We start from the raw sequence: 13,023 nt of genomic DNA on the forward strand, positions 1-13,023 counted from the left end.
CGAGGTTAAAAATAATAAGTTTAGTCATTCTAAGCGTTTATTTTTAACGATGAAGCGGCAAAAAAGAGTCCTGTCCCTGCGGGCTGATGCTAAAATTGCCCCATACTGCGTTACAAATCTCGCTAAGGCATCTGCATTATCATCGCTTTGTGCCTTGTCTGGAACAATTTTAGCGATCAGCAGTGCCTATTTGCGAATGTTCAACACGCCCTAATAAATCAATAATCATCATAATGATAAATAAGGACACCAATTATGAGTGAAAATATCTCTGTTACCCCCACCCGCCCTTATATGGTACGCGCCTTGTATCAATGGATTGAAGACAATCTATTGACCCCGTATTTGATGGTCGATGCCACCTTGCCCAATGTCAGTGTACCAACTGAGCATGTACAAGAAGGCCGTATCGTACTCAACATTGCCAGTCGTGCGACAGGCAATATGACCATTGAAAACGACTTTATTCATTTTAATGCGCGCTTTGGTGGTGTATCGCGGGAGATTTGGGTGCCGATGCCCGCAGTCATGGGTATCTATGCGCGTGAAAATCAACAAGGGATGTTTTTTGACCCAAGCGAATATGAAAACTATACGCCCGAAACGGATAAAAGCAGCACCTCTGCTAACAAGCCAAAACGCGATAATAAAGCAGGCTTAAAGGTATTGAAGTAACAAGCTATTGAATTACTTGAGCTACTGTCAAAAAGAAGCACAATAAAAAAGCTGGACGTATCATACGCCCAGCTTTTTTGTTTTTAAAATATCATTAGCACACTACGTACGCGGCAAGGTCACACCGCGTTGACCTTGGTATTTGCCGCCACGGTCTTTGTAGCTGGTCTCGCAGACATCGTCTTTATCGCTTTGGAAGAACAGCATCTGTGCCACGCCTTCACCCGCATAGATACGCGCTGGCAAATTGGTGGTGTTACTAAATTCTAGCGTGACGTGCCCTTCCCACTCAGGCTCTAGCGGCGTGACGTTGACGATGATGCCGCAGCGCGCATAGGTTGATTTGCCAAGGCAGATGGTCAACACATCACGCGGGATACGGAAATATTCCATCGTACGTGCGAGCGCAAACGAGTTTGGCGGGATGATACATTCATCACCAACGATGTCGATAAAGCTTTTGTCATCGAAGTTCTTTGGGTCAACAATGGCAGAATGCACGTTGGTAAACACCTTAAACTCAGGAGCGCAGCGCACATCATAGCCATAGCTTGAAGTGCCGTAGCTGACCAGTCTTTCTCCTGCGTCATTAAAACGCACTTGCCCCGCTTCGAACGGTTCAATCATGCCGTGTTCAGCGGCCATTTGACGAATCCAGCGGTCAGATTTGATAGACATGGGTATTCCTTTGTAAATATTAAGTGGCGGTGATTATACGAAATTGTCCGAAAAATTGACAGCTTAGCAACTGCGCTTAAAAAATACGCGTCTCATCGCTTGGCTTGGCAAATTTATCAATATTGCTTTCGATATTTTTGGCAATATTGACATAATACTCAGCAAAGTCATCGTTGGCTAACACGCTTGGCGTACCGCTATCGACCTGCGCGCGGATACCACTGGCTAACGGCAGCTGCCCAAGTAGCGGTACGTGGTATTGCTCAGCAATGCGCTCGCCGCCGCCTGTGCCAAAGATGGCTTCGGTATGGTTGCAGTTGCTGCAAGTGTGTAGTGCCATATTTTCGACCACACCCAATACAGGGATATTCGTTTTATTAAACATCTCGATGCCTTTTTGCGCGTCCAGCAAGGCGATGTGCTGCGGTGTGGTGACAATGACTGCGCCTGTGACGGGAATGCGCTGCGCTAAGGTCAACTGAATGTCCCCTGTACCAGGCGGCATATCAATGACCAAGTAATCGAGCTGCGGCCAGTTGGTTTGGTTAAATAGCTGCATCAATGCGCCCGTGGCTTTTGGTCCACGCCACGCTACAGGGGTATTGTCTTGTCCAAGCAAACTGCCAATAGACAGCATCGGCATGCCATGCGCGTCAATCGGTACGAATTGTTCATTCTCAAGCTCAGGGCGCTTATCCGCCACGCCCAGCATGCTTGGCACACTTGGACCATATATATCGGCATCCAAGACACCGACGCGATGCCCCAACTGTTTTAATGCTAAGGCAATATTAACGGTGGTAGTCGATTTGCCCACGCCGCCTTTGCCTGAGGCAACGACGATGATATGACGGATGCGCGGATGCGCCGCGATATCGCTTTGCTTGGGCGCGCCTTTGGTAATGGGTGCTTTGTCGTCTTGCGGGTCGCTTGATTTTGGCATAGCATTGGTGGTCTTCGGCAAGCTATGACCTGCGCCTTTTTTGGCGGCCTGCAAGCGCACATTCATGTGAATCACTTGGATGCCATAAGGCTTTAACAAACTGCCCAGCTCTGATTGGATACGCTCAGGCTCGCTGTCCTCAGGCAAGCGCAGCTCAAGCGTCAGCTCGTGCCCGTTACGCTCAAGTCGTGTGAGCATTTGCGCAATGCTCGTGCCCGCGACTTGGTAGTCTAATAAAACAGTGTCAATGTGCTGATCAATCTCAGCATCGTGCGGCATGTCGTTTTTATTGCCGCGTTTTTTCATAAAATCAAACATGATGGTCTATCGCTATGTGGTTCGTATTATATAGGCGGTACGCGCCATAATCGTGCGGCGCGTAAGTAAGAATGTGCCTAGTGTAGCCCAATTAAGGGTATAAAAAAACCACAATGCCTGTCTGTACTTACCATCTCGTTGGCGCAAATAGCACTGACTTTTTATCCAGCACGCCGCGCTATCTTTTGTACCGTGGCATAAGCTTTTGCATAAATCACGGTTGATTTTGCGCCAATCACCTGCATCACGATAGCGCGCGTTGGTAGAATTTGTTAGTCAGTAACCAAAATCCGTCTGATTTACGGTATCATAGAGCCAATTTTTAGCCTTTTGGGGCGCACGCGGTCTTGTAGCCATCAGCATAAATTTGTTATGGACAGCCAAGAGCACAGCGGCGCAAACCATTTTTTATTCTTTTATTCTTATTATAGGTGATGAAAGTGCGTGAGATTCTAGTAACCAGTGCCTTGCCTTATGCCAATGGCGATATCCATTTGGGGCATCTTGTCGAATACATCCAAACAGACATTTGGGTACGCGCTATGAAGGCGCAAGGGCATCAGGTAACCTACGTCTGCGCCGATGACGCGCACGGTACGGCAATCATGCTCAAAGCCGAAGACAACGGCGTCACCCCAGAACAACAAATCGCTAATGTCAAAGCGGCACACGAAGCCGACTTTGCCAAGTTTTTGATTGATTTTGATAATTATCACTCCACCCATTCAGAAGAAAACAAGCATTTTTCAGAATTGATTTACCGCCGTTTGAACAGTGCAGGTCATATCAGCACCAAAGACGTCGAGCAATTATTCGACCCTGAAAAAAAGCTGTTTTTAGCCGACCGTTTTGTTAAAGGCACATGCCCTGAATGCGGCGCTGAAGACCAATACGGCGACAACTGCGAAGTCTGTGGCACAACTTATAACGCCAATGAGCTAAAAAACCCGCGCTCGACGCTGTCAGGAGCGACGCCTGTTCTCAAAACCTCAAAGCATTATTTCTTTAATCTGCCTGAGTTTGAGCAATTTTTGCAAGAATGGACACGCAGCGCCGACCGTTTGCAGCCGTCTATTGCTAATAAACTGCAAGAGTGGTTTGACTCTGGACTTGCCAGTTGGGACATCTCGCGTGATGCGCCGTATTTTGGTTTTCAAATCCCTGATACACCAAGCGATGAGCCAGACAAATACTTTTATGTGTGGCTGGATGCGCCTGTCGGCTATATGGCAAGCTTTAAAAATCTATGCGAGCAGCGTGCGGGCACAGACAAGGCGCTCGATTTCGACCGCTACTGGGCGCAAGAAAATGAGAACAAAACCGAGGTCTATCACTTTATTGGTAAAGACATCGTGTATTTCCATGCGCTGTTTTGGCCTGCCATGCTTGCAGGTAGTGAGCTGCGCACGCCAACAGGCGTTTTCGCCCACGGTTTTTTGATGGTCAATGGCGAAAAAATGAGTAAGTCACGCGGCACGTTTATCAAAGCGGACACCTATGCCCAGCACTTGCAGCCTGAATACTTGCGCTATTATTTTGCCAGTAAGTTATCGGACAAAGTTGAGGACATTAACCTTGATTTAGAAGACTTTATGCAAAAGGTGAACTCTGACCTTGTGGGTAAAGTGGTCAATATCGCCAGCCGTAGTGCGGGCTTTTTGGTCAAAAAATACGACGGCAAATTGTCAGAAACGTGCGCTGAACCTGCACTATTAGAAGACATTACCAAAACAGGTGACGACATCGCCGCCGCGTACGAAAACCGCGAGTTCTCACGCGCTATGCGTTTGATAATGCAGTGTGCGGACAAGGCAAACGAATATATCGACACCAAAAAACCGTGGTCATTGGCAAAAGAAGAAGGCACGGAGCAAGAAGTCCAAGATGTCTGCTCGGTCGCTATCAATATTTTCCGTCAGTTGATGGTCTATCTTGCGCCTGTATTGCCTGAGCTGACCGAAAACGCCAAAGGCTTCTTAAACCTAGACGATTTGAGCTTTGCCAGCCGTAGCGAGTGGTTGCTGGGTCATCAAATCAATAAGTTTAAGCCACTAATGCAGCGTATCGAAAAAACGTCTATCGACGCAATGGTTGACGACTCTAAAGCCTCACTTGCCGCGGCTGCGACCACAAAAGACGACAGCAAAAAAGACGATGCTAAGGCGAAAAATAAAAAAGCGGACGCAAAGTCTGCTGACAATGCGGACGCGGGCGACTACATCGGTATCGAAGACTTTTCCAAAGTGGAAATGAAAGTAGCCAAAGTGCTTGAGTGTAATCACGTTGAGGGCGCAGACAAGCTGCTACAGTTTACGCTTGATGTTGGTGAAGACAAGACACGCAACGTGTTTAGCGGTATTCGTAAGTTTTATGAGCCTGAGCAATTACAAGGCAAAAAAGTCATCTGCGTGACCAATCTTGCCCCACGTAACATGAAGTTTGGCATCTCTGAGGGTATGATTCTCTCCTCAGGCGATCCAAAAACAGGACTGACCGTGATTACGCTACCTGAGGCGGCAGCCGTGGGTGACACGCTGGCTTAATTGGCTGGTGATACCACACTTAACATACTGTTTATAGTGACTTTAAAAAGGCGTCTTTATGGCGTCTTTTTTTATATAACCATAAGTTGTATGACGGATAGAATTTATTTTTTTATTGCGATATATGACAGTGCTGTCATAATATAGCTAATTTATTTATCGACTGATAATCTTTGTATCCAAACGAGAGCGCCCGCCGCTGTCCTATTTTTGTACTTTTTAACCTATGAGCCCATCATCATGACCATCGCCACCACGCTACGTCTGAGTCTTTGTAGTGTTGCCCTTAGCGCCATCAGTACTTTAGGACTGGTCGGCTGCTCAGAAACTGCCCCTGAGACCAGCAGCACCGACAGCACCCCCGCTGCCAATGAAAAACCCGCCAAAACCCTTGCTATCACCCAAATCGTTGAGCATCCCTCGCTTGATGACATTCGTCGCGGCATCGTGGATGAGCTGGCGGACAATGGTTATGTGGATGGGCAAAACCTCACGGTGAACTTCCAAAGCGCGCAAAGCAACACCGCAACCGCAGGGCAGATTGCCAAGCAGTTTGCAGGCGACAAGCCTGATGCCATCGTGGCTATCTCAACGCCATCGGCGCAATCGGTGGTCGCCGCCACCAAGCAGACGCCCATTATCTATACAGCGGTCTCTGACCCAACCGCGGCCAAACTGCTTAACACAGACGGCACACCGTTTCAGGACAATTTAACAGGCTTATCCAGCCAGCTGCCGCTAGAGCCGCAGCTTGATTTATTACAACAAATCAAACCTGACGCTAAGACGGTCGGCTATGTGTATAGCCCAGGGGAGGCCAATTCTGTCGCTCTACGTGACCGCCTAAAAGAAGCGCTGCCAAAGCGTGGACTGGCACTGCTTGACGTGCCTGCCAACCGCCCAACCGATATCGGTATGGCAACGCGCAGCCTACAGGGTCGCGCTGATATCATCTATACCTCGATGGACAACAACGTCGCCTCAGCCTTTGAAGCAATGACGCAGGCGGCAAATGAGCTAAAGATTCCTATCGTCAGCTCGGATGAGTTTAGCGTTCGCCGCGGCGCAACCGCTGCCCTTGGCGTTAATGATTACAACTTTGGGCGTACCACAGGCAAGATGGTGTACCGCGTGTTAAATGGTGATGCGGTCAATACCATTGAGCCAAGCGTTATGAATACCTTGACCTTATACGTCAGTCCTGAGCACGCTAAAGCGCAAAACGTGACCTTGTCTAAAGATATTTTAGACCGGGCCATTAACGTCGATGAGACGGCAAGCAAGACCGACAGTAAATAATTTGCTATTGATATTGGGCGCTTTACGATCAGTATATGGATATGCGCCCCGATCACCATCATTCTTCAGGAGTCAGACCTATGTTATACCAAAAGCGTTTTGCTAAAGCATTATTATGGGGCGGTATCTGCACTGCCGTGCTGACAGGATGTAGCCAGCCTGCAAAAGACGAAGGCGGCGCGGATACGGCAGCAGCGACGGATGGCGCAGCCAGCGAAACCAAATCGGTTGCCATCACGGCTATCGTTGAGCACCCTGCGCTTGATGACGTGCGTAAAGGCGTGATTGATGAGCTAAAAGAAGAAGGCTTTACCGAAGGCGAAAACCTAAAAATCAACTTCCAAAGCGCGCAAGGCAACACCGCGACTGCTGGACAGATTTCTAAGCAGTTCGTCGCGGACAATCCTGATGTGATCGTGGCGATTGCGACGCCATCAGCGCAGTCTATGGCAGCAGCAACCAACAGTATTCCTATCGTATTCTCAGCAGTTACCGACCCTGTTGAAGCCAAGCTGGTACCTAAGCTTGACGGCTCAGGCACCAACGTCACAGGCGCATCTGACGCGCTACCGTACGAGCCACAGATTGAACTGATGCGTCAAATCATACCGAATCTAAAAAATGTCGGTTACGTATACAGTCCAGGCGAAGTCAACTCAACCATTATCCTAAAAAACCTCAAGCAGCAGCTGACGCCAATGGGTATTCAAGTGGTTGAAGCGCCTGCGCAGCGCAGTAACGATATTGCGATGGCAGCACGTAGCTTGCAAGGTAAAGTCGATATGATTTATACCTCAACGGACAACAACGTGGTCTCAGCCTATGAGTCACTGTTCCAAGCGGCAAAAGAAAGCAAAATCCCACTTATCGCCTCAGACACCAGCTCGGTTGAGCGCGGTGCGGTCGCAGCCCTCGGCGTCAACTATTATGACCTTGGTCGCGAAACAGGTAAAATCGTCGGTAAAATTCTAAATGGCGAAAAGGCAGGTAATATCCCTGTATATACCCCGCAAAAGCTTGATCTGTATGTCAGTCCAAAAAATGCACAGTCACAAGGGGCGACCTTGCCACAAGCGGTTATCGATAAAGCCAAAGAAGTGGTAGAATAAGCCTTGCTGTCGCGCGGTGCTGTCCTCGCACTGCACCGCTGAGTAGTATACTTTTTTAGTCATGCTCAGCTGTCCTAACAGTAACTTGCCAGCGCTTATCCAGCGCTGGTCTTACTTTAACTGCAGATAAGTTTATCTGTTAAATTTACTACTCAGTTGTTAGCACGCCACAGCGCTATACCGTATGCGCATTGTGCTTGAGCAGTTGGGTTATGATGTATTGATATCTTATGTCTTTAATCTCTTTTTTCGCCGCGCTTGAAAGTGGTTTGATTTACGGTTTGGTGGCACTGGGCGTCCTGATTTCGTTTCGTACCCTCGACTTTCCTGATTTGACCGCCGATGGTAGCTTTCCTTTAGGTGGTGCGGTGACTGCAGTGTCTATCATCGCTGGTGTCAATCCGTGGCTTGCGTGCATTTTTGGTATGCTGGCAGGTTCGGTGGCAGGTATCGTGACTGCTTGGTTACACGTCAAGCTCGGTATTTTGCAGCTGCTTGCCAGTATTCTTGTGATGGTCGCGCTGTACTCGGTCAACTTACGTATTATGGACGCGCCAAACATATCCTTGTTGGGCGAAACGACGGTCTTTAGTAGCCTTGTTACCGACGATAACGGCGCGTGGATGCGCTGTATCATTATCGGTGCGGTGGTGCTGGTTGCCAAATTGATGCTCGATTGGTTCTATAACACCGAGTCAGGTCTATCAATGCGCGCCACAGGCTCTAACCTACGCATGGCACAAGCGCAAGGCATCAATACCTCACGTATGACCGTGGTCGGTATGGCAATCTCTAACGGCTTGATTGCCCTTGCAGGCGGTCTGTTCGTACAGACGCAAGGCGGCGCGGACATCTCTATAGGTATTGGTACGATTGTTATTGGTTTGGCAGCCGTGATTATCGGTGAGACCATCATCCCTGCCAAGCGCATTTGGCTCATTACCCTTGCGGTGATTGTCGGTGCTATTTTGTACAAGCTCTTTATTCAGGTGGCGCTATCAAGCGACGGATTGCGCAGTATTGGTTTTGGTCCGCAAGATTTGAACTTGGTTACCGCCTTACTTGTGGTGCTGGCTTTGGTATTGCCCAAAGCAAAAAACAAAATCTTAAGCCGCAAACTGCGCGTATAAGGCGTTGTTGCCTTTCATTTAAAGTGCTTATAAGGAATCGCAACCATGATGCAAGCCAAAGACTTACGTCTTACCTTTAACCCGGGTACGCCCATCGAAAACCCTGCCCTACGCGGTATTGATTTAAACATTGCCGATGGCGAGTTTGTCACCGTCATTGGCACCAATGGCGCGGGCAAATCCACGTTTTTGAACGCTGTCAGTGGTACGACGCGTGTCGATAGTGGCTCAATCTTATTAAACGGCATTGATGTCACCAAAAAGACCGCCCATCAGCGCGCTCATTGGATAGCGCGCGTGTTTCAAGACCCAATGGCGGGCACCTGTGAAGCGCTGACCATTGAAGAAAATATGGCGCTCGCATACAAGCGCGGCGGCAAACGCGGCTTAAGCTTTGCGCTCAACAGCAACAACCGCGAGCTGTTCCGCGAAAAGCTATCGGTGCTCAAATTGGGGCTAGAAAACCGCTTGACCGACCGTATGGGTCTGCTTTCAGGCGGTCAACGCCAAGCGGTGAGTCTGCTGATGGCGTCATTGCAGCCGTCCAAAATCTTGCTGCTCGACGAGCATACCGCTGCCCTTGACCCAAAAACTGCCGCCTTCGTACTTGAGTTGACCGACAAAATTGTCCATGACAATCAGCTGACCACCATGATGGTTACGCACTCGATGCACCAAGCCTTAACGCACGGCTCGCGTACCGTGATGCTGCACCAAGGACAAGTAGTGCTTGATGTCGCTGGTGAAGAGCGCAAGGGCATGACGGTCAATGATTTGCTCAATATGTTTGAGCGCACGCGTGGCGAAAAAGTCGAAGATGACAGCCTGATTTTAAGCTAAGCCTGTTTGCCTGTTGAATCAAATCGTTTATCAGCGCTCACTTCGGTGGGCGTTTTTTTATGGCGGTTTGGTAGATTACTGCCCTGCTCCTTTGCCAAGAACCTTAGCTCATTATCAATATTGATATTTTTGCGTCAACGTCTCCTTGATAATTTTCTAAAAGTACCAACATTATAGTTACGAATATATTTACAATTGGCACGCTTTATTTATATTTTATAAACAATAAGACAGTCAACTTGCTTTATAATACAGTCTACTTGTTTAGTATAGCTTTACTATTTGCCTAGTTAGACAATGTCAAGAATTCCTATTGATATCGCGTGTTTGATGCCAAGGAGCATTTTAATGACCACCACTCTATCTGATACCACTCATGCCGACGTCACACAGCGTACGGTAATCAAACAAGTCCCTGGCGTTGCCACCTCTGATGGTGACGGCGTGAAATTGACACGTATTATCGGTACGCCATACTTAGACATGCTTGACCCATTTTTGATGCTCGATTGTTTTGAGAGTGATGAGGCAAGTGACTATATGGGCGGCTTTCCGACCCACCCGCATCGCGGCTTTGAGACGGTGACTTACTTGCTAAACGGTCGCATGCGTCATAAAGACAGCGCAGGTAATGAAGGCGTGATTGAATCAGGCGGCGTGCAGTGGATGACGGCGGCGCGTGGCATTTTGCATTCCGAAATGCCTGAACAAGAAGAAGGGTTAATGAAAGGCTTTCAGCTGTGGGTCAATTTGCCTGCCATTGAAAAAATGAAAGACCCTGCCTATCAAGAATATTCGCCAGAAGCCACACCGTTTGAGACGCGTGACAATGGCACACGTATCCGCGTGATTGCAGGCGAAACCAACGAAGGCACTAAAGGTCCTGTCATCAACCCGCACACCACGCCGACTTATATGGATGTGACGCTGCCTGCGGCTACCGATTTTGTCCAAAATCTCCCCGCTGAACACAATGCCTTTGTCTATGTAATTGCAGGTACGTTGCAGCTGAGCAATGCAGACGGCAAAACGCTGAACGTGGGCGCAAAGAACCTTGCTATTTTAAGCCAAGGTGAGCAGCTCACCGCCAATAGTGGCGATAGCGAGACGCAGTTTTTATTAATCGCAGGCAAACCCTTAAAAGAGCCTGTGGTACGCGGCGGCCCATTCGTGATGAATACCCGCGCTGAGCTGATGCAAGCCTTTGACGACTATCGTAACGGCAAGTTTTAAACCACAGATAATTTGGTATACGAATACATCAATAAAAATTAGGAGACACTCATGGGCTTACTGGTTGACGGTAACTGGCAAGACAAATGGTACGACACCGACTCGAACGGCGGTCGCTTTAAACGTCATGAATCCAGCTTTCGTAATTGGGTGACCAAAGACGGCAGCGCGGGGCCAACAGGTAAAGCAGGCTTTAAGGCAGAGGCTGGTCGTTATCACCTGTACGTCTCACTTGCCTGCCCATGGGCGCACCGCACGATTATCTATCGCAAGCTCAAAGGGCTTGAGGATATGATTAGCATGTCGGTGGTCAATCCGTTTATGGGCGAGCATGGTTGGACCTTCGCCCCTGCCGAGGGCGTGGTTGCTGACCCGATTTTTGATGCCGATTATATGTATCAGATTTACACCGCTGCCGATAGTGAATACACAGGTCGCGTGACCGTGCCTGTATTGTGGGACAAGCAAACCAATACCATCGTCAATAACGAATCTGCGGAGATTATCCGTATGTTTAATGAGGCGTTTGACGATATTGGCGCAACGCCGCTCGACTTTGCACCTGATGATGTGCTCGATGAGATTGACTCACTAAACGAGTTTGTCTATCCCAACATCAATAATGGCGTGTACCGCGCAGGCTTTGCCACCACGCAAGAAGCCTATGAAGAGGCGGTGACTGATTTATTTGACGCGCTCGATAAGCTTGAAGCACGCCTTGCTGACAAGCGCTATTTGACAGGCGAGCGTATTACCGAAGCCGATTGGCGCTTGTTTACCACGCTGGTGCGCTTTGATGCCGTGTACTTTGGACACTTTAAATGCAATATCCGCCGTATTAGCGACTATCCAAACCTATGGGGCTATCTACGCGACTTATATCAAGTCGATGGCGTTGCCGAGACGGTCGACCTATCGCACATCAAGACCCACTACTACGCCAGCCACGATATGATTAACCCCACACGTATCGTTCCTGTCGGTCCTGATCTTGACTTTGATGCCCCGCACGAGCGCGCAAAACTGTCAAAAGCGTAAGCGTCTAGCTGCTCAGTCATTTTATTTAATATTAAACATTTATCCTACCCCGAATCGCATCAGCTGCGGTTCGGGGCTTTTTTATGCTGGTCATTATTGGTTACTTACTTCAAGCCTGCGCTTTTATAAATTGCTCGGTTGACTGCTCCTCGGTCATGATTTATTTTTAATAAAAAACAAAATACAGGCAATACCACCATGACTCCTGATTTTTGGCAAAACGCTTGGCACACTCAGCAAACAGGCTTTAATCAAAGCAAACCCAACGCCATGCTAAAGCAGCACTTTGATAAATTAAACGTACCTAAAAAAGGGCGCGTGTTTGTGCCCTTATGCGGCAAAAGTGTCGATATGCTGTGGCTTTTTTCCCAAGACTATCATGTGGTCGGTGTCGAGCTGCATGAGCAGGCGGTTAAAGAATTTTTTAATGATCATGAACTCTGTGCAACGGTCACCGCGCACCCGACCCAGCCGAATTTAAAACAGTATCGTGCCGCTTATCAAGAGCAAACGCTAACGATTTGGGTGGGCAATCTGTTTGATGTACAGCCTGATGATATTGGGCAGATTGATGCGGTTTATGACCGCGCAGCACTGGTCGCCCTGCCCGATGATGCGCCTGAGCGCATGCGCTGGCAGTATACGCAGCATTTGGGCACGCTCACTGGTTATGCGCCTCAGTTGTTGCTCGCGTTTTCTTATGATGATGACAGTGCCATCACTGACAAGGCGCTGCCGCCGTTTTTGGTGACAAGGGCGGCGCTGGACGATTACTACGCCGCGCATTACGACATACAGCTCATTGCCAAAGAGAAAGCCGAGTATGTGTCTACGAGAGATAATTCAGGCTATCGGCTGGCTTATTTACTGGAGGCTAAAAGCAGCTGATAAAACCAACATACACAAAAAAACCCCAAACAATCTAATGTTTGGGGCGAAACTTGTATAAAACTTAAGTTTTAAAATATGGCGCAGCGGACGGGACTCGAACCCGCGACCCCCGGCGTGACAGGCCGGTATTCTAACCAACTGAACTACCGCTGCTTAGGTCGTCTAGCTTTTTTACCACAAGCTAATAAGTGGTGGGTGATGACGGATTCGAACCGCCGACATTCTGCGTGTAAGGCAGACGCTCTACCAACTGAGCTAATCACCCTGAGCGAGGATATAGCGAAGCACTGCTTCGTCCGAGCGCAAGAGAATTTACATTTTCGTAA

General features: G+C 48.6%; 12 protein-coding genes and 2 tRNA genes. 10 read left to right on the forward strand and 4 right to left on the reverse strand.

Annotated features, from left to right (window positions below; genetic code table 11):
* Both JIE71_RS12375 and JIE71_RS09460 read left to right on the forward strand, forming a co-directional pair.
* A partial coding sequence (locus tag JIE71_RS12375) for a hypothetical protein (protein ID WP_206767421.1) occupies positions 1 to 214 on the forward strand: 214 nt, incomplete at its 5' end.
* Between the two features lie 41 nt (positions 215 to 255).
* Positions 256 to 675, forward strand: coding sequence for a ClpXP protease specificity-enhancing factor (locus JIE71_RS09460; RefSeq protein WP_199508471.1), 420 nt, complete (start codon positions 256 to 258; stop codon positions 673 to 675).
* Positions 676 to 777: 102 nt separating this feature from the next.
* On the opposite strand, the gene dcd is transcribed toward JIE71_RS09460, so the two are convergent.
* Complete coding sequence (gene dcd, locus JIE71_RS09465) at positions 778 to 1,353, reverse strand: dCTP deaminase (protein WP_199508472.1); 576 nt, start codon at positions 1,351 to 1,353, stop codon at positions 778 to 780.
* Positions 1,354 to 1,429: 76 nt separating this feature from the next.
* Complete coding sequence (gene apbC, locus JIE71_RS09470) at positions 1,430 to 2,614, reverse strand: iron-sulfur cluster carrier protein ApbC (protein ID WP_199508473.1); 1,185 nt, start codon at positions 2,612 to 2,614, stop codon at positions 1,430 to 1,432.
* Between the two features lie 434 nt (positions 2,615 to 3,048).
* Between apbC and metG the strand changes: the two genes are divergently transcribed.
* The 8 genes from metG (at position 3,049) to JIE71_RS09510 (ending at position 12,694) form a co-directional block, all read left to right on the forward strand.
* Positions 3,049 to 5,157 (forward strand): methionine--tRNA ligase, encoded by a 2,109-nt coding sequence (gene metG, locus JIE71_RS09475; protein WP_206767422.1) that lies wholly within the window; start codon positions 3,049 to 3,051, stop codon positions 5,155 to 5,157.
* A gap of 240 nt (positions 5,158 to 5,397) precedes the next feature.
* A complete protein-coding gene (locus JIE71_RS09480; protein WP_199508475.1) occupies positions 5,398 to 6,456 on the forward strand; it encodes an ABC transporter substrate-binding protein in 1,059 nt (352 codons plus the stop codon).
* Positions 6,457 to 6,536: 80 nt separating this feature from the next.
* Entirely contained in the window at positions 6,537 to 7,565 is a 1,029-nt protein-coding gene (locus JIE71_RS09485) for an ABC transporter substrate-binding protein (RefSeq protein WP_199508476.1), read from the forward strand.
* A 230-nt stretch (positions 7,566 to 7,795) separates the two neighbouring features.
* Complete coding sequence (locus JIE71_RS09490) at positions 7,796 to 8,695, forward strand: ABC transporter permease (protein ID WP_199508477.1); 900 nt, start codon at positions 7,796 to 7,798, stop codon at positions 8,693 to 8,695.
* Between the two features lie 45 nt (positions 8,696 to 8,740).
* Positions 8,741 to 9,535: an ABC transporter ATP-binding protein gene (locus tag JIE71_RS09495; protein WP_199508478.1), complete on the forward strand. Its 795-nt coding sequence runs from the start codon at positions 8,741 to 8,743 to the stop codon at positions 9,533 to 9,535.
* 348 nt (positions 9,536 to 9,883) lie between these two features.
* Positions 9,884 to 10,768 carry a pirin family protein gene (locus JIE71_RS09500; protein WP_199508479.1) on the forward strand — a complete coding sequence of 295 codons (885 nt, stop codon included), beginning with the start codon at positions 9,884 to 9,886 and terminating at the stop codon, positions 10,766 to 10,768.
* A gap of 51 nt (positions 10,769 to 10,819) precedes the next feature.
* Complete coding sequence (locus tag JIE71_RS09505; RefSeq protein ID WP_199508480.1) at positions 10,820 to 11,806, forward strand: glutathione S-transferase family protein; 987 nt, start codon at positions 10,820 to 10,822, stop codon at positions 11,804 to 11,806.
* A 198-nt stretch (positions 11,807 to 12,004) separates the two neighbouring features.
* Positions 12,005 to 12,694 carry a thiopurine S-methyltransferase gene (locus JIE71_RS09510; protein WP_199508481.1) on the forward strand — a complete coding sequence of 230 codons (690 nt, stop codon included), beginning with the start codon at positions 12,005 to 12,007 and terminating at the stop codon, positions 12,692 to 12,694.
* Between the two features lie 79 nt (positions 12,695 to 12,773).
* Here JIE71_RS09510 and JIE71_RS09515 read toward each other — a convergent pair.
* Both JIE71_RS09515 and JIE71_RS09520 read right to left on the reverse strand, forming a co-directional pair.
* Positions 12,774 to 12,850, reverse strand: a tRNA-Asp gene (locus JIE71_RS09515).
* Between the two features lie 36 nt (positions 12,851 to 12,886).
* Positions 12,887 to 12,962 (reverse strand) — tRNA-Val (locus JIE71_RS09520).
* Positions 12,963 to 13,023: the final 61 nt, after the last annotated feature.

It is taken from the genome of Psychrobacter sp. bablab_jr014 (assembly GCF_016464015.1).
Taxonomy (GTDB): domain Bacteria; phylum Pseudomonadota; class Gammaproteobacteria; order Pseudomonadales; family Moraxellaceae; genus Psychrobacter.